This is a genomic window from Mycobacterium sp. GA-1841, from assembly GCF_001954135.1.
Lineage (GTDB): Bacteria > Actinomycetota > Actinomycetes > Mycobacteriales > Mycobacteriaceae > Mycobacterium.
The window spans coordinates 22,361-38,742 of record NZ_MBEQ01000098.1 but is presented as its reverse complement, the minus strand read 5'-3'; the positions used below and the strand labels follow the sequence as shown (position 1 = coordinate 38,742).

Annotated in this window: 14 protein-coding genes; 6 read left to right on the top strand and 8 right to left on the bottom strand. The window is 67.7% G+C overall.

Features of this window, described 5'->3' with window-relative positions; translation table 11 throughout:
* Positions 1-43: 43 nt before the first annotated feature.
* The 3 genes from A5740_RS23140 to A5740_RS23130 all read right to left on the bottom strand — a co-directional run bounded on the left by A5740_RS23140 (position 44) and on the right by A5740_RS23130 (position 4,434).
* Positions 44-1,870 (bottom strand): phosphoenolpyruvate carboxykinase (GTP), encoded by a 1,827-nt coding sequence (locus A5740_RS23140; RefSeq protein ID WP_076197980.1) that lies wholly within the window; start codon positions 1,868-1,870, stop codon positions 44-46.
* A 156-nt stretch (positions 1,871-2,026) separates the two neighbouring features.
* The gene (locus A5740_RS23135; protein WP_175616335.1) at positions 2,027-3,517 is read right to left on the bottom strand and encodes a hypothetical protein; all 1,491 of its coding nucleotides are present in this window, start codon (positions 3,515-3,517) and stop codon (positions 2,027-2,029) included.
* On the bottom strand, positions 3,514-4,434 hold the full coding sequence (locus A5740_RS23130) for a hypothetical protein (protein WP_076197978.1): 921 nt from the start codon (positions 4,432-4,434) through the stop codon (positions 3,514-3,516). Before A5740_RS23130 ends, A5740_RS23135 begins: the two co-directional genes overlap by 4 nt.
* Positions 4,435-4,637: 203 nt before the next feature.
* On the opposite strand from A5740_RS23130, the gene trmB reads away from it, so the two are divergent.
* The 3 genes from trmB to A5740_RS23115 all read left to right on the top strand — a co-directional run bounded on the left by trmB (position 4,638) and on the right by A5740_RS23115 (position 9,245).
* Positions 4,638-5,435 carry a tRNA (guanosine(46)-N7)-methyltransferase TrmB gene (gene trmB / locus A5740_RS23125; RefSeq protein ID WP_076197986.1) on the top strand — a complete coding sequence of 266 codons (798 nt, stop codon included), beginning with the start codon at positions 4,638-4,640 and terminating at the stop codon, positions 5,433-5,435.
* Between the two features lie 14 nt (positions 5,436-5,449).
* Positions 5,450-6,142, top strand: a complete 693-nt coding sequence (locus A5740_RS23120; protein WP_371454791.1) for an NYN domain-containing protein — start codon at positions 5,450-5,452, stop codon at positions 6,140-6,142.
* A gap of 79 nt (positions 6,143-6,221) precedes the next feature.
* Positions 6,222-9,245, top strand: a complete 3,024-nt coding sequence (locus A5740_RS23115) for an MMPL family transporter (protein WP_076197974.1) — start codon at positions 6,222-6,224, stop codon at positions 9,243-9,245.
* 72 nt (positions 9,246-9,317) lie between these two features.
* Here A5740_RS23115 and A5740_RS23110 read toward each other — a convergent pair whose 3' ends face one another.
* Positions 9,318-10,430, bottom strand: coding sequence for an AI-2E family transporter (locus A5740_RS23110; protein ID WP_076197972.1), 1,113 nt, complete (start codon positions 10,428-10,430; stop codon positions 9,318-9,320).
* A gap of 72 nt (positions 10,431-10,502) precedes the next feature.
* Here A5740_RS23110 and A5740_RS23105 point away from each other — a divergent pair, with 72 nt between their 5' ends.
* From A5740_RS23105 to A5740_RS23095, 3 genes are read left to right on the top strand one after another with little or no spacing between them, the layout of a single operon-like run.
* The gene (locus tag A5740_RS23105; protein WP_254849309.1) at positions 10,503-11,612 is read left to right on the top strand and encodes a YbhN family protein; all 1,110 of its coding nucleotides are present in this window, start codon (positions 10,503-10,505) and stop codon (positions 11,610-11,612) included.
* 8 nt (positions 11,613-11,620) lie between these two features.
* The gene (locus A5740_RS23100; RefSeq protein WP_139335308.1) at positions 11,621-12,820 is read left to right on the top strand and encodes a M23 family metallopeptidase; all 1,200 of its coding nucleotides are present in this window, start codon (positions 11,621-11,623) and stop codon (positions 12,818-12,820) included.
* Complete coding sequence (locus A5740_RS23095; protein WP_076197970.1) at positions 12,807-13,172, top strand: DUF3054 domain-containing protein; 366 nt, start codon at positions 12,807-12,809, stop codon at positions 13,170-13,172. The genes A5740_RS23100 and A5740_RS23095 overlap by 14 nt, the downstream gene beginning before the upstream one ends.
* On the opposite strand, the gene A5740_RS23090 is transcribed toward A5740_RS23095, so the two are convergent.
* The 4 genes from A5740_RS23090 to A5740_RS23075 all read right to left on the bottom strand — a co-directional run bounded on the left by A5740_RS23090 (position 13,160) and on the right by A5740_RS23075 (position 16,328).
* A complete protein-coding gene (locus A5740_RS23090) occupies positions 13,160-14,449 on the bottom strand; it encodes a sensor histidine kinase KdpD (protein WP_076197968.1) in 1,290 nt (429 codons plus the stop codon). The two genes, A5740_RS23095 and A5740_RS23090, sit on opposite strands and share 13 nt — an antisense overlap.
* Before the next feature lie 70 nt (positions 14,450-14,519).
* A complete protein-coding gene (locus A5740_RS23085) occupies positions 14,520-15,188 on the bottom strand; it encodes a response regulator transcription factor (protein ID WP_175616336.1) in 669 nt (222 codons plus the stop codon).
* 73 nt (positions 15,189-15,261) lie between these two features.
* Complete coding sequence (locus A5740_RS23080) at positions 15,262-15,645, bottom strand: heme-binding protein (protein WP_067767943.1); 384 nt, start codon at positions 15,643-15,645, stop codon at positions 15,262-15,264.
* Positions 15,646-15,776: 131 nt separating this feature from the next.
* The gene (locus tag A5740_RS23075) at positions 15,777-16,328 is read right to left on the bottom strand and encodes a hemophore (RefSeq protein WP_076197964.1); all 552 of its coding nucleotides are present in this window, start codon (positions 16,326-16,328) and stop codon (positions 15,777-15,779) included.
* Positions 16,329-16,382 lie beyond the last annotated feature (54 nt).

Here is a 16,382-nt window from a genome sequence, read left to right as displayed (position 1 = left end):
CGTCGATGACGAGGGCGCGCGCTTTACTGACGTCTGAGCAGGCTCAGGACTCCTCGGCCAACCGGTGCTTGAGGGCGTCGAACTCGTCCTTGATGCCGGTGGGCAGCTTCTCACCGACGAACTCGAACCACTCCTCGATCAGCGGGAGCTCGGCCTTCCACTCCTCGACGTTGACGGCCAGGGCCTCGTCGACGTCGGCGGGATCCACATCGAGCCCGGACAGATCGAGATCCGCGGCGGTCGGCACGATGCCGATCGGGGTGCTCTTGCCGTCGGCCTTGTGCTCGATGCGCTCGATGGCCCACTTCAGCACGCGGCTGTTCTCGCCGAAGCCCGGCCACAGGAACCGGCCGTCCTCACCGCGACGGAACCAGTTGACGAAGAACACCGCGGGCATCTTGGACTCGTCGGCGTTCTTGCCGATGTTGATCCAGTGCTGGAAGTAGTCGCCGACGTTGTAACCCAGGAACGGCAGCATGGCCATCGGGTCGCGGCGCACGGTGCCGACCTTGCCCTCGGCCGCGGCGGTCTGCTCGGAGCCCAAGGTGGCGCCGATGAACACGCCGTGCTGCCAGTCGCGGGCCTGGGTCACCAGCGGGACCGTGGTCTTGCGGCGGCCGCCGAACAGGATCGCCGAGATCGGCACCCCCTGCGGGTCGTCCCACTCCGGCGCCAGCGTCGGGCACTGGGAGATCGGGGTGCAGTAACGGGAGTTCGGGTGTGCCGCCTTGTCTTCCGACTCGCGGTACCAGTCCTGGCCCTTCCAGTCGATCAGGTGGTCGGGGTCGCCCTCCAGGCCCTCCCACCACACATCGCCGTCGTCGGTGAGCGCCACGTTGGTGAACACGGTGTTGCCGGCCTCGATGGTCTTCATCGCGTTCGGGTTGGAATCCCAGTTGGTGCCTGGGGCGACACCAAAGAAACCGAACTCCGGGTTGACGGCGTAGAGGCGACCGTCCTTGCCGAACCGCATCCAGGCGATGTCGTCACCGACGGTCTCGGCGCGCCAGCCGGGGATGGTGGGCTGCAGCATCGCCAGGTTCGTCTTGCCGCAGGCCGACGGGAATGCCGCGGCGATGAAGTAGGACTTGTTCTCCGGGGAGATCAGCTTGACGATCAGCATGTGCTCGGCGAGCCAGCCTTCGTCGTGGGCCATCGCCGAGGCGATGCGCAATGAGTAGCACTTCTTGCCCAGCAGCGCGTTGCCGCCGTAGCCCGAGCCGAAGCTCCAGATCTCGCGAGTCTCCGGGAAGTGGGTGATGTACTTGGTCTCGTTGCACGGCCAGGGCACGTCCTTCTGGCCCGGCTCCAGGGGCGCACCGATCGAGTGCAGCGCCTTGACGAAGAAACCGTCGTCGCCGATCTTCTCCAGCGCGGCCTTGCCCATCCGGGTCATGGTGCGCATCGACACCACGACGTACTCGGAGTCGGTGATCTCCACACCGAGCTTGGGATCGTCGGCGCCCAGCGGCCCCATGCAGAAGGGGACGACGTACATGGTGCGGCCACGCATGCAACCCCGGTAGAGGTCGGTCATGATGCCGCGCATCTCGGCCGGGTCCATCCAGTTGTTGGTGGGGCCGGCGTCGAGTTCCCGCTCGGTGCAGATGAACGTGCGCGACTCGACGCGCGCGACGTCGGCCGGGTCGGACTGGGCGAGGTAGGAGTTGGGCTTCTTCTCGTCGTTGAGCTTGGTGAAGGTTCCCGCCTCGACGAGGTGGGCGGCCAGCCGGTTGAATTCTTCCTCTGAACCGTCGGCGAATACCACCCGGTCAGGCTGAGTGAGCTCTGCGACCTCCTGGACCCAGGCCAGCAGTCCCTCATGTTTCGTCGGTGCGGTGTCCAGACCCGGAATGGTCGCTGAGGTCATCAAATTCTCCTGCGTAGGTTTGTGTAACCCAAGCCACGTTGCGTCGCGGTCACGGCTACCCCTTGGGTAGAGGTTAACGCGGGTGACATACCCAAGGTGAACCAGTGGTATGTCCGATCACTCACAGGAACGATTCAGATCGGCGTTATCGGGCGGTTACTCACCAGTAGCATCGTTGTTGCCGTACAGATCTGCCTGAACGGCGTCCAAGGCTCGGCGTAGCGGCGGGATGCGCCGGTCCCGTTGCGCAGCCGCCCGGGCGGTGGCGATCGCATGCTCGCGCAGCTCGGCGTCGATCGTGGCCGTCTTCTCGGCCGCATCGGCGCTTTCCGCCTCCTCACGGCTCGCCAGCTCGGTGGTCAACGCGGTTTCGGCCGCCAGCACCCGCGTCGCCACGAGCTCCTCGACCGTCGACCGCAGCGTGGTGGTGATGTCGGTGACCCAGCGGTCCAGCACCGCCCGGTCGTGCAACAGGCCGCGCGTACCGACGACCCAGACCGCCAGCAGCAGGCCGACGACAGCACCGACGACGAGCCCGGCGACGGCCAGCCGCGGCGCGGCACCGGCCAACAACCTGCTCACCGCGACCGCCACCCCCAGCCCGAAGCCGGCACCGAGAACCACCATGAGCCTGGTCTCGGGAGTGCGAGATTTCAGGGGCGGCGCCGGCAGGGCCGGGCCCGACGCGACAGCACCGGACGGCGGGGCCGACAGTTCGAGTTCGCCCGCCAGCGCACGAAGGTGCGTGGTGACACCTTCGTCCACCTCGCCGACGACCTCGTCGGCACGGCGGTGGGCGTAGTCGTTGAACGTCGAGATGCGACGACGACTGATGCCCGCCACGTCCTCCTGCAATTCGGTGCGCACCGAATTGCACCGGTTGCGGGCGAAATAGCCCAGCTGAACCCGGGCCTGTTGCAGCTGGCTGCGCAAGGCGATGCTGCGCTCGGTACGGGTCAGCCGCCGCATCCTGGCGAGTTCGGCACGACGCTCGCGCAACACCTGAACCCGGGCCGCGCGATCCGCGCCGGCACCGTCGGCCTCATACCGGCCGATCACCGCCTCCAATCGAGTTTCCCAGGCACGCAATCTGTTTCGACGGGCGATATCGGGATCAGCCAGCTTATCGGTGAGAAGTTCGACCAGCTCGTCGAGCTGTGGCTCACCAAGATCGGGTGCGGCCGCCACCCCGACCCATGGCATGCGCTCGTAGCGCGCGTCACGCTCGGCGAGGATCGCCGCATCGGCGTCGCGCACGTCGCGCCAGTCGCGGTGGGCGTCGATCTTGGACACCACCCCGACCACCAGATCGGTGTAGCGGCTCGCCAAATCGACCAGGGCACAATCGGATTCGGTGACCGGAGCGGAAGCCGAAACCACGAACACCACCGCCGCGGGCGCCTCCCCGGCCACCAATTCGGTGGATTCGACGAACTCGGTCTGCGGCATCCGTTCCCGCAGGGCGGCCATGACACTGGTCGATCCGGCCAGCCACGGGCCGGAAACGAGCACCACGTCCCGGGTTTGGACCCCCGGGGAGTTCAGTCCCGGGTCGATTGCCGTCACCACCGCGTCGGCCTCGGCTTCGGCTGCGGCTTTGGCCGCCCGCGCCGCCTCCGGATCCTGCGCTGTGTCCACCTCGGTCATCGCCCGTCAGCCACCGTCGCGTCCAGCATTCTCAGCGACCCTCGCACGATGTCGTCCGCGCACCGGCGGTGCAGGGCGTTCACCGGCCCGTCCCGGTACCGCCGCCAGCGCCGGGCCCGGCACAGATGATCGTCGCGACGGGTACCCGCCTCCACCGTGAGACCGTCGGCCTGCACCACGTCGACGGCCGCCGCCATCACCGCGAGCACGGTGTCGTCGGCCGCGAGGAAGCGACCCACCTCCTCGCCACCGACCGCACGCAGTTCAGCCAGCGCCCATCGCACCCGTCGATACCGCACCGGGGCGGCCGCGGCGTCGATGGCCGTCAAAACCCGGTCAACGTGGCTGAGACCACGCAGCACACCGGGCAGCGACCCGGCATCCGCGCCACGACTCAGTGCCACCGTGGCGTGGGCGATCCCGAACCGGTCCAGCCGCCGCAGCAACCCGGCCCGCACCTCGGCCGGAACCCCATGCGGTGCGGCAACGAACGCGTCCGCCGACGTCAGGTCGGCGGGCTCGCCCGCCAGCACGCGCAACGCGGCCACCTCCGGCGCCGTCAAGCCCACCGACGCGAGCAGCGCCACCATCGGCACCACCGGCACCCCCGCCATGTCCTGCAGGCGGCGGGCCCGCCGTTGAGCGGTTGCCATCGGGCCGCCCGGCGAGGACCCGGCCAGGTCGGCCTTGTTGAACACCACCACCGCCGGCTGTCCGGCCCGGCTCAGTTCGGTCAGCAGCGCCCGGTCTTCGGGTTTGAGCACCTCGGCGATCACAACCACCGCGATCTCACCGGTTCCGGTGATCTGCAAGCCGGCGTCGGCCAGGGCCCGTGCCACGGTGCTGGTACCGACCCCGCGGCGTCCGCGCACATCGACGGCCACCGGAGCCGACACCCGCGCACAGATCTCGGCCAACCGCGCATCGCCGGCGCGGTCAGCACAGCGGGTGAGTTCGTCGGCGAAAATCTGGCAGCCTTCCTGGTGACGGGCGCAATCCGGGGCGTCACGAAAAATCGTGACACGGCCGCGGCGGGCCCGCGAACGGATGTTTGACCGGTGCCGGCCGGAGGCAACTGTTGGGTATCAATCTCTACCACGATGCAGGCGCGCCGCCCCCGATAAGAGACCATGGACTGATGCACCCGTCCAGGTCCGACGTCGGCGGACCGGCCTCGGCAGATGAAGTAGCCGACGGGCCGGCTGCCCAGCCACACCGTTTTCCCCGGGTGACCAGCTTCCGGACCCGCCGGTCGACGCTGTCGCCGGCGCAACAAGAAACCTGGGACCGGCTGTGGCCTGAACTGGGCCTTCAGGCGCGCGACGACAATTCTCGACCAATCGTCGACCTCGACACGACGGCCTGGTTCGGCCGCTCGGCACCGGTGATCCTGGAGATCGGTTCCGGCACCGGCACATCCACCCTGGCGATGGCCCAAGCCGAACCCGACCTCGACGTGATCGCCGTGGAGGTCTACCGCAAAGGCCTGGCCCAACTGCTCAGCGCGATCGACCGCACCGCACAGACGACCAACCCGGTCACCAACATCCGGCTGGTCCGCGGTGACGGCGTCGACGTGCTGGAGCACATGTTCGGCAGCGAGACGCTGACCGGTGTGCGGGTGTTCTTCCCCGACCCCTGGCCCAAGGCCCGCCACCACAAGCGCCGGCTGCTGCAACCGGCGACCGTCGCGCTGATCGCCGACCGGTTGCGGCCAGGCGGAATCCTGCACGCGGCCACCGACCACTCCGGATACGCCGAACATATTGCCGAGGTCGGTGACGCCGAGCCGCGACTGCGCCGGGTCTCCCCGGGTGCGGATCTGCCGATCTCCACCGAACGCCCGGTCACCAAATACGAGCGCAAAGCCCTGGCCGGCCCGGACGTCACCGAGCTGGTGTGGGAGAAACGGCCATGAGTGTGACCGAAGACATGCACGACGCGACCGCGCAGGTCGATGAATCCGGTACCGGTTCCGACACCCCGGTCACCCCGCCGCGCCGGGTCCTGCTGGTCTGGGACGCCCCGAATCTGGACATGGGGCTGGGCGCGATCCTGGGCGGCCGACCGACCGCCGCACACCGGCCCCGCTTCGATGCGCTGGGCCGCTGGCTGCTCGGGTACACCGCGGATCTGTCGGCCGCCAAGGGTGACGATGCGGCGGTTTCGCTGGAGCCCGAGGCCACCGTCTTCACCAACATCGCCCCAGGTAGCGCCGATGTTGTGCGGCCCTGGGTGGAAGCGTTGCGTAACGTGGGATTCGCCGTTTTCGCCAAGCCGAAGATCGACGACGACAGCGATGTCGACAGCGACATGCTCGACCACATCGCGCTGCGTCGCAGTGAAGGGCTCGCGGCGGTTTTGGTGGCGTCGGCCGACGGACAGGCGTTCCGGCAACCGCTGGAAGAGATCGCCCGGGAGGGCACTCCGGTGCAGGTGCTCGGATTTCGCGAACATGCGAGCTGGGCGCTAGCGTCGGATACCTTGGAGTTTGTCGATCTGGAGGACATTCCCGGGGTGTTCCGGGAACCGCTGCCACGGATCGGCCTGGACTCGCTACCCGAGCAGGGTGCATGGCTGCAACCGTTCAGGCCGCTGTCATCGCTACTGACCGCGCGTGTGTAACAACTGAAGACCCTCGCCTGAGTCGAAGCGCGGGTCACCACAAGTTTTAGAGCGAAGTATCAAAGCGTTAGGAGCCTAAGTGTTCGCCTGGTGGGGTCGAACGGTGTACCAGTTCAGGTACATCGTCATCGGTGTCATGGTGGCGCTGTGCCTAGGTGGCGGCGTCTACGGAATCAGTCTGGGAGACCACGTCACCCAGAGCGGCTTCTACGACGAGGGCAGCCAGTCGGTGAAGGCCTCGCTGCTCGGCGACGAGGTGTACGGCCGCGACCGGACCAGCCACGTGGTGGCGATCCTCACCCCGCCCGATGACAAGAAGGTCACCGACAAGGCGTGGCAGAAAAAGGTCACCGACGAACTGAACCAGGTGGTCAAGGACAACCCGGACCAGATCGAGAACTGGGTGGGCTGGCTGCGCGCGCCCGATGTCGCCGGCCTCGCGGCGATGAAGACCGCGGACAACCGCCACACCTTCATCAGCATCCCGCTCAAAGGCGATAACGACGACGCGATCCTGAAGAACTACCAGGCCGTCGAAACCGACCTGCAGCAGATCAACGACGGCAACATCCAGCTGGCCGGGCTCAACCCACTGGCCAGCGAGCTCACCGGCACCATCGGTACCGATCAGAAACGCGCCGAACTGGCCATTGTCCCGTTGGTGGCCGTGGTGCTGTTCTTCGTGTTCGGCGGCGCGGTGGCCGCGGCCCTGCCGGCGATCATCGGTGGCCTGACCATCGCCGGTGCACTCGGGATCCTGCGGTTCACCGCGGAGTTCGGCCCCGTGCACTTCTTCGCCCAACCCGTGGTGACGATGATGGGCTTCGGTATCGCCATCGACTACGGCCTGTTCATCGTGAGCCGGTTCCGAGAAGAACTCGCCGAAGGCTATGACACCGCGGCCGCAGTCCGAAGATCGGTGATGACCTCGGGCCGCACCGTGGCGTTCTCCGCGGTGATCATCGTGGCCTCGTCGTTGCCGCTGTTGCTGATCCCGCTGGGCTTCCTCAAATCGATCACCTACGCGATCATCGCCTCGGTGCTGCTGGCGGCGTTCCTGTCGATCACGGTGCTGCCCGCGACGCTGGGCATCCTGGGCGCCAATGTCGACGCGCTCGGGGTGCGCACCCTGCTCAAGGTGCCGTTCCTGGCCAACTGGCCGTTCTCCCGCCGGATCATCGACTGGTTCATCGAGAAGACCCAGAAGACCATGACCCGTGAAGAGGTCGAGAAGGGCTTCTGGGGCCGGCTGGTCAACGTCGTGATGAAGCGTCCGATCGCCTTCGCCACACCGATTCTGATCGTGATGACCCTGCTGGTGCTGCCGATCGGGTCCCTCACCCTGGCCGGCATCAGCGAGAAGTACCTGCCTCCGGACAACTCCGTGCGCCAGTCCCAGGAAGAGTTCGACAAACTGTTCCCCGGGTTCCGCACCGAACAGATCACGTTGGTGATGCAGCGCGAAGACGGCGAGCCGATCACCGACGCGCAGATCGCCGACATGCGGGCCAAGGCGCTGACCGTGTCCGGCTTCACCGATCCGGACAACAACCCGGATTCCATGTGGAAGGAACGCCCGGCCACCGACAGCGGATCGAAGGACCCGTCGGTCCGGGTGATCCAGAACGGTCTGGTCAACCGCGGCGACGCGGCCACCAACATCTCGGACCTGCGTGCGCTGCAACCTCCGCACGGCATCGACGTGTTCGTCGGCGGCACACCGGCCCTGGAACAGGATTCGATCCACAGCCTGTTCGACAGATTGCCGCTGATGGTGACCATCCTGGTCATCACCACCACGGTCCTGATGTTCCTGGCGTTCGGATCGATCGTGCTGCCGATCAAGGCGGCGTTGATGAGCGCGCTGACCCTCGGGTCGACCATGGGAATCTTGACCTGGATGTTCGTCGACGGTCACGGCTCGGGCATCTTGAACTACACCCCCCAGCCGCTGATGGCACCGATGATCGGCCTGATCATCGCGGTGATCTGGGGTCTGTCCACCGACTACGAGGTGTTCCTGGTCTCCCGCATGGTGGAGGCCCGCGAACGCGGTATGTCCACCGCCGAGGCCATCCGCATCGGCACCGCCACCACCGGCCGCCTGATCACCGGCGCCGCCCTGGTGCTGGCCGTGGTCGCCGGCGCGTTCGCGTTCTCCGACCTGGTGATGATGAAGTACCTGGCCTTCGGCCTGCTGATCGCACTTCTGTTGGACGCCACCGTGATTCGTATGTTCCTGGTGCCGGCCATCATGAAGCTTCTCGGTGACGATTGCTGGTGGGCGCCGCGCTGGATGAAGCGGATCCAGGAGGCGATCGGCCTCGGTGAGACCGAGCTGCCCGACGAGCGCAAGCGTCCGGTCGTGCAGAACTCCGGTGAGGATCCCCGCGCGCTGGCCGGCGCCGGCGCCATGGCGTTACCGCCGCCACGGCCGCACGATCCGACGCATCCCGCGGTCGAGCCGATGCGTCCGCCGATGCCGCGCACCAACGCGCCCTCGGCGGCCGGCACGGCGCGGATCACCCCGCCGCAGAGCGTTCCCCAGCGACCGCCCGGCCCGGAGCCGGAACCGGCCACCACGCGGTTCGCCATGGCCCGCAACGCCGTACGCAACGCGGTGAACAGCGCGGTCAACACCGTCAACACGGCCACCGGCAACAGCAATGCCAACGCGAACACGAACGCCCGCACCGAGCGCACCGCAGCGCCGACGGCACGGCCGAGCGGCGGGCCCGCGACTCCCCCGCAGCGTGAAGATCGCGAGATCGAATCCTGGTTGGGCGCGCTGCGCGGTGGACCGAGCAGCGGTGGCCCGGCCAACGGCACCCCGCCCGGTCCCCCCGCGCCGGCACCGCGGCCCTCGGCCGACACGACGCGGGCCATGCCGCAGCCACCGCAGCGGCCGCCCGCCGGTGGCGGTGAGAACGCGCCGACCACGGCATTCAACGCACAGCGGCCAGGACCGAACCCGCCGCCGCCGGGCCCACGGGAGCAGGATCCGTCGACCCAGAAGTTCAGTGCCCGTGACGAGGACGAGCCGCCCCGGCGCGGCGGTGGGATGAGCGCCCAGGATCTCCTGCGCCGCGAAGGAAGGCTTTAAGGACTTATCGATCGAACGTTGGCTCGTGGTCGCTGATACACCGAAAACTCGACCACACGCCGATGTTCGGCGTTATTCCTCGATGACGACGCCCCCGGACTCCTCCAATTGGTCCTCCACGGCCTCTGGGTTCTCCGCCAGCAGGATGCGGGTCGCGCTGTTGATGAACGCCACCGTGGGCACCGCGAGCAGGGCACCGACGATGCCGGCCAACACACCGCCGCCGGCGATGGCCAGCACCACCGCCAGTGGGTGGATCGACACCGCGCGGCCCATCACCAACGGTTGCAGCACATGCCCTTCCAGCTGCTGTACGGCGATGATCAGACCGAGCGTGATCAGGGCGTAGATGAAGCCCTTGGCCAGCAGCGCCACCACCACCGCGAGGAATCCCGCGACCACCGCACCGACCAGCGGGATGAACGCACCCAGGAACACCAGCGAGGCCAGCGGCAGCGCCAGCGGGATGCCCATGATGGCCAGGCCGGTACCGATACCCACCGCGTCGACGAGGGCGACCAAGAATGTCGCCCGCATGTAACCACCCAGCGAGTGGAAACCGGCCCGCCCGGCGTCGCGGACCCGGTCCCGCACATGGCTCGGGAACACCTTGGTGACGAACGCGAAGATGTTGCGGCCGCCCTGCAGCAGGAAGATCAGGGTGAACAGCACCAGCAGGGCCCCGGTGAGCAGTTCGGTGAGGGTGCCCGCGGTGGACAGCGCTCCGGTGGTGAGCTTCTCCTGATTGCGCTGCAGCGCCTCGATCGCGGTGTTGCCGGCCTGGTCGATCTGCTCCTTGCTCAGCTGCAGCGGACCGCTGATCAACCAGTTACGCACCCCGTCGATGCTTCGGGTCACCTGTTCCACCAATTGTGGTGCGCCTTCGATGAATTGGGAGATGACGAAGCTGAGGATGCCGCCCACCACCGCGAAACTTGCCAGCAGCACCAGGGCCACGGCGGCTCCGCGCGGGGCACCGCGGCGGTCCATGAAGTCGACGGCGGGCAGCAGCAACGCCGCGACCATGGTGGCCAGTGCCACCGGTACGACGATGACTTCCAGGTGCTTGACCAGCCATAGCAATGCCACGACGGCAGCCAGGATGACCAACAACCGCCATGACCAGGCGGCCACCTTGCGGACGAACGGCGTGACGGCCTCATCAGCAACTGGATCCAGTGACATGCCGGTAGCCTAACCGCGGCGCGCCGTGGTAACCGACGATGTCGTATTACCTGCGCGGTTACGCTGTAGGGCGTGTCACAGGACGCGCCGGCCGATGCCGCCCGGGCTCGGGCCGGCTCCACGCGCGGCAGGTACTGGTGGGTGCGGTGGGTGGTCATCGCCCTCGCGATCACGGTGCTCGCCGTCGAGGTGACGTTGGTCTGGGACCAGTTGGCGAAGGCGTGGCGCAGTCTGCTCTCGGCCAACGGATGGTGGGTGCTGGCGGCGGTGGGCGCGGCGATGGCCTCGATGCACAGTTTCGCCCAGATCCAGCGGACCCTGCTGCGCTCGGCGGGCGTGCCCGTCAGGCAGTGGCGTTCCGAGGCCGCGTTCTACGCGGGAAACGCGCTGTCGACCACCATGCCCGGCGGTCCGGTGCTCTCGGCCACGTTCGTCTACCGCCAACAACGCATCTGGGGCGCCTCGCCACTGGTGGCCTCCTGGCAGCTGGTGATGTCGGGGGTGCTGCAGATCGTCGGCCTGGCACTGCTGGGACTTGGCGGGGCTCTGATGCTCGGCGCCTCCAAAAACCCGCTGTCGCTGATCTTTTCGCTCGGCGCCTTCCTGGCGATCATCTTGCTGGCCCAAGCGGTGGCCACCAGACCAGAACTGATCGACGGCATCGGGGCCAGGGTGTTGTCGTGGGTGAACTCGTTGCGCGGCAAGCCCTCTGACACCGGGCTGGAGAAGTGGCGGGAGATCTTGCACCAACTCGAGTCGGTCAGCCTGGGCCGACGCGATCTCACGGTGGCGTTCAGCTGGTCGATGTTCAACTGGGTCGCCGACGTGGCCTGCCTGGCGTTCGCCTGTTACGCCGCCGGCGGCCACCCGTCACTGGCCGGCGTCACCGTCGCCTATGCCGCCGCCCGCGCGGTCGGGTCGATACCGTTGATGCCCGGCGGTCTGCTGGTGGTGGAAGCCGTTCTGGTGCCGGGCCTGGTGTCGTCCGGAATGACTCTGGCCGCGGCCATCTCGGCGATGCTCATCTACCGGCTGGTCAGCTGGATCTTCATCTCCGCGATCGGCTGGGTGGTGTTCTTCTTCATGTTCCGCACGGAGAAGGACATCGACCCTGACACCGAGACCGACACCGATGCCCATACCGACCCGACGGTCAACCCGACCCCCCGCCCCGAGCCCTAGGAGAGTCCATGCGGATCCGGTACCCGTTGGCAGTGCTGGCTCTGATCCTGGCCGGGTGTTCGTCGGCAGAAGCTCCGCCGCCGGAGACCACCACCACCAGTACCCCACCGCCGATGGTCACCCCGGTGGTGGGACATGTTCTGGCCGAACCGGTTCCGGTGGCCGCCACTGATGGTCGCACTCATCTGGCGTATGAGTTGATGCTGACCAACACCTCACCGAGCAACGTCACGCTGAACTCGCTGAGCGCGGTGACAGGCGACCGCAAGTTGCTCACCCTGCCTGGTGACAGCCTCAAATACTGGACCAGGGCGGTGGGCAATTCCGCGGTCGGCACCAACGTGCTCAACCCCGGCCAGAGCGCCTACGTGTGGCTCGACGTGGTCGCCGACGACCCGACGCAGGTGCCCACCGACCTCACCCACGAACTCGGGATCACCGTGGCCCGGCCGATGCCGCCGCTGGTCGCGCCGAACCTGACCCAGTCGGTGGCGCCGGTGTCGGTGCAGACCCGCAAGCCGGTGTCGATCTCCCCACCGCTGACCGGGGACAACTGGGTCAACGCCAACGGCTGCTGCGACATGACGCCACACCGGATGGCCCTCAACCCGATCAACGGAAAAGTCTGGGCAGCAGAACGATTCGCGATCGACTATGTGCAGCTCGGCGCCGACGGACGACTGAACACCGGCGATCGGGCCAAGGTGGACAGCTATCCCTATTTCGGCGCCGAGGTCCATGCGGTGGCCGACGGCCCGGTCGTGGCGGTGCTCGACGATTTGCCCGAGCAGGTGCCCGGGGTCACACCGAAAGGGCTCACCTTGGCGCAGTACGGCGGAAACCACATCGTGCAGGACATCGGTGACGGCAACTACGCCTTCTACGCGCACCTGCAGCCGAACAGCCTCAAGGTCAAGCCCGGCGACACCCTCAGCAGCGGTCAGGTGATCGGCGCTCTGGGCAATTCCGGCAACTCGGACGCACCTCATCTGCACTTCCATGTGATGGACGGGCCGGATCCGTTGGCATCCAATGGTTTACCATTTACCTTCAAATCCTTCCGGCTGGATTCTCGGCTCACCTCGCTGAATGCCGCCGACGCGCTCTTCGACGGCAAACCGGCCGCACGGCAACCGGGCTTCGCCGTGCGCGACCAATCGGATGTCAGCCCACTGGTAGGAGACGTGATGACCTATGCGACGGGCTAGCCTGCCGGCACTACTGACCGACCTGGTCTGCGTGGTGGTGTTCTGCACCATCGGCCGACGCAGTCACGCCGAGGGCCTGACCGTGGCCGGGATTGCCGAGACCGCGTGGCCGTTTCTGACCGGCACCCTGGTGGGCTGGCTGCTCTCGCGCGGCTGGCAGCGGCCCAGGTCGTTGGCGCCCACCGGGATCGTGGTGTGGATCTGCACCGTGGTGGTGGGCATGGTGCTGCGCAAGCTGACCTCGGCGGGGGTGGCGGTCAGCTTCATCGTGGTCGCCTCCCTGACCACGGCGGTGCTGCTGCTCGGGTGGCGCGCGGTGGTCAGTGGGCTGCGGCGGCGTCAGTCAGCCTGAGCCGTCGGCACCGCCGTCGACAGGGTCAGCGTCGCCCGCAACCCGCCGAGCGGCCCGTCGGACAAGTTGATCTCGCCGCCGTGCAGCTGAGCCTGCTGTGCCACCAACGCCAGCCCGAGCCCGGAGCCGCCCGCCATCGCGGTGCTGCCCCGCCGGAACCGGCCCAGCACGGTCTGATGTTCCTCGGCGGGTAAGCCGCGGCCGTCGTCGTCCACGACGATCACGACCATGCCGTCGCTGCGGTGCGCGGTCAGCACCACCCGCGTGGCCTCACCGTGGATGATCGCGTTGCGCACCAGGTTGTCCACCGCGATCCGCAGACCGCCGGGCCAGCCGAGCACCAGGCCCACGTCGTCCTCGACGTGGACTTCGAACCGGACCGTCCCGCCGGACCGGGTGTTCTCCCTGACCACCCGGTCGAGCAGATCGGTGACGTCGATCAGTTCGCGGTCCTCGGCCTGGGCCAACTGTCCCGACGCGAGCTGGCCCAATGCGGTGATGATGGCCTCCACGCGGCGCTGCGCCCGGGAGAGGTCGGCAACTACTTCGTCGCGTTCGGACTCGGGCAGGTTGTGGATTCGCAGGGTGTCCAGGTCGGCGCGCATCGCGGTGAGCGGGGTGCGCAGTTCATGTGCGGCGTTGGCGGCGAAATCCTGGGCCGCCTGAAGGGAATTGGTGGTGGCGCGCTGCGCGGCGGCCAGCCGGGTGAGCATGCCCGCCATCGCCTCGGAAAGGTCTTCGGCCTCGCGCACACCGCGGACCCGCGGCATCGTCTCGGTGCCGCTGTCCAGTTTGGAGGTGTGCTCGGTGAGTTTGCGCAGCGGCCGGATGGCCGGCCCGGCCAGGAGCCAGCCCAGCATCCCCGCCACCAGCACGGTGACCACCCCGATGCCGGTATACAGCGGAATCCGATTGGGGCTCAACAAGATACTGTCGGCGCGGATGCCGATGGACATCAGCACCCCGCCCTGCTGCTCCAGCGGCACGGTGCGGACCCGGTAGTCGACCCCGTTGACCTCCACGGTCTCGGTACCCGGCGGCAGGGCCGGAAGCTGGAAGCCCCGCTGGAACACCACCTGGCCGGTGGAACGCGAGCGTCCCGTCGTCAACACCCCACGCCGCGGATCGGCCAGGTTCTGCGGGCTGATGCTGGCATCGACGATCGAGTCGAGCCTGCGGTCGAGTTGCGCGGAATCGTTGTTGGCCAACACCACCGAGGTCAGCATGGTGAACACCGCCACCACCGCCGCGGCCGCCAGGGCGGAGGCCACCGCCACCCTGGTGCGTAATGATGCCGAACGGATCAAGCGTGAAAGCCGCACCCGACCCCGGTTCTCCGTGCGCCCTTCACGCGTCTTCCCGCAAGACGTACCCGATCCCCCGGACGGTATGGATCACCCGGGGCACGTCGGGACGCTCGAGCTTGCGCCGCAGATACGAGATGAACACGTCGGCCACATTGGTGTCGACGTCGAAGTCGTATCCCCACACCAGTTCCAGCAGCCGCTGCCGGGACAGCACCACCCCGGCGTTCTCGGCCAAGACGGCCAGCAGATCGAATTCGCGTTTGGTCAGATCGACCCGATCGCCGTTGACGAACACCAACCGGCGGGCGGTGTCGATGGTCAGGGCCCCGACGGTCATGGTGTCCGACGGGCGATCGGCCAGACTGGCCCGACGCAGCAGTGCGTTGAGCCGGGCCACCAACTCGCCCAGATCGAACGGTTTCGTCAGGTAATCGTCGGCACCGGCCTCCAACCCCGCGATGCGGTCGTTGACCGTGTCGCGCGCCGACAGCACGCAGATCGGGATCTCGTTGCCCAAGGCGCGCAGCGCCGTCACCACGGCCACGCCGTCGAGCTCTGGCATCTGCACGTCGAGGACGAGCGCGTCGTGCGACTCGTTCGACAGCAGACGCAGCGCCTCCTTGCCCGACGCCGCGACCCGGACGTCGAACCCCGAATGCCGCAAACCGCGGGCAACCGAAGTGCGCACATCCGGGTCGTCGTCGACCATCAGCACGGTGCGGTTGACGCTCTCGGTCACCGCCTCTTCGCCGCCGGCGGGGGTTGTCTCCACCCGCACGCGGTTACGGGATCGACGGAGCCGGAGCTGCGCCGCAGCGGTTCTTGAGATCCACCAGCGGCTGGCGGATACCGGTCAGCTCGGCCTTGGTCTGCGGGTTGGCTTCCAGGTAGTCGTGCACCTTCGTCTTGACCTCCTCGCGCGGGAGACCTTCCAGGCTGGTGAAGAAGTAGTTCACGTCGGGATGGGTGAACAGGTAGGCCGAAGTGGATGCAGACACCCCGGCAGCCACGCCGGCCAGATCGGCGGCGCTGCAGTTGGGGGGATTGTTCGCCGGGTCGTCGGCCAGGGCCGACGGGATCGCGCCGAACAGCATCGCACCGGCTACCGCGCCGGCACCGGCCACGCCAGCTACCACACGCCGCGCATTACGGGCCGAGAGCAACATGGTCAAGCTCCTTCATCGGATGGGGAAGGCCGTAACCCGAAACGGTTAGCGGCTGGGAAAAGCTAATCAGAATCCGTCAAGAGTTTCCTGCCTTGCGCCCAACCTGTCGCGTCACACCGCGAATCTGCTGCTCAGCGCGTGGTCGCGGCGGCGGGACCGGGAAGCGGCCCAGAGCCCGACGTCACCGCCGATGCCGGCGACGACTGCACCGGCACCGCCACGCCCGGCACCCCGACGTTCTGCGCCGAGGGCGTCCCGGCCGGCAACCCGGTGGCTGCCCCGCCCTGCTGGGTGGCCTGCATCAGACCCATCAGTTGCGGCAGGCTGATCGGCAGCTTGCACCTGGTCCCGAGGTTGGCCAGCGGCTGCTGCAGCTGCTGGATGTCCTTGGCGGCCTGCGGGTTGGCGTCGAAGTACGTCTTGAGCGCCCCGAGCGACTGGGCACCGCCCTGCTGTTGGCTGATCGTGGTCAACGCCTGATTGGTCTGCGGATGCCTGTCCAGATAGTTGCCGATGTTGGTGGCCACGCTGCCCGCGGTACGGGCGACCTCACTGGCCGCACACGGATCGGTGGCCGCGGTGGCGGACGGGACCAGCAGCGCGGCCACCATCGCACCGCCACCCCCGGTTACCGCGAGGGCTACGGCCAGACTGCGGCGCAGACCACCGTTGGTCGATTTCATCGAGAACTCCTTCGGCGTTCGCCCCGGCGCAGACGTCAGCCGGGATCGTCCTCA

Bases quoted from the DNA above. Each gene is read 5' to 3' on its own strand.
- A5740_RS23140 (WP_076197980.1), bottom strand. From the start codon at position 1,870: ATGACCTCAGCGACCATTCCGGGTCTGGACACCGCACCGACGAAACAT.
- A5740_RS23135 (WP_175616335.1), bottom strand. From the start codon at position 3,517: ATGACCGAGGTGGACACAGCGCAGGATCCGGAGGCGGCGCGGGCGGCC.
- A5740_RS23120 (WP_371454791.1), top strand. From the start codon at position 5,450: ATGCACGACGCGACCGCGCAGGTCGATGAATCCGGTACCGGTTCCGAC.
- A5740_RS23110 (WP_076197972.1), bottom strand. From the start codon at position 10,430: ATGTCACTGGATCCAGTTGCTGATGAGGCCGTCACGCCGTTCGTCCGC.
- A5740_RS23100 (WP_139335308.1), top strand. From the start codon at position 11,621: ATGCGGATCCGGTACCCGTTGGCAGTGCTGGCTCTGATCCTGGCCGGG.
- A5740_RS23095 (WP_076197970.1), top strand. From the start codon at position 12,807: ATGCGACGGGCTAGCCTGCCGGCACTACTGACCGACCTGGTCTGCGTG.
- A5740_RS23085 (WP_175616336.1), bottom strand. From the start codon at position 15,188: ATGGTCGACGACGACCCGGATGTGCGCACTTCGGTTGCCCGCGGTTTG.
- A5740_RS23080 (WP_067767943.1), bottom strand. From the start codon at position 15,645: ATGTTGCTCTCGGCCCGTAATGCGCGGCGTGTGGTAGCTGGCGTGGCC.
- A5740_RS23075 (WP_076197964.1), bottom strand. From the start codon at position 16,328: ATGAAATCGACCAACGGTGGTCTGCGCCGCAGTCTGGCCGTAGCCCTC.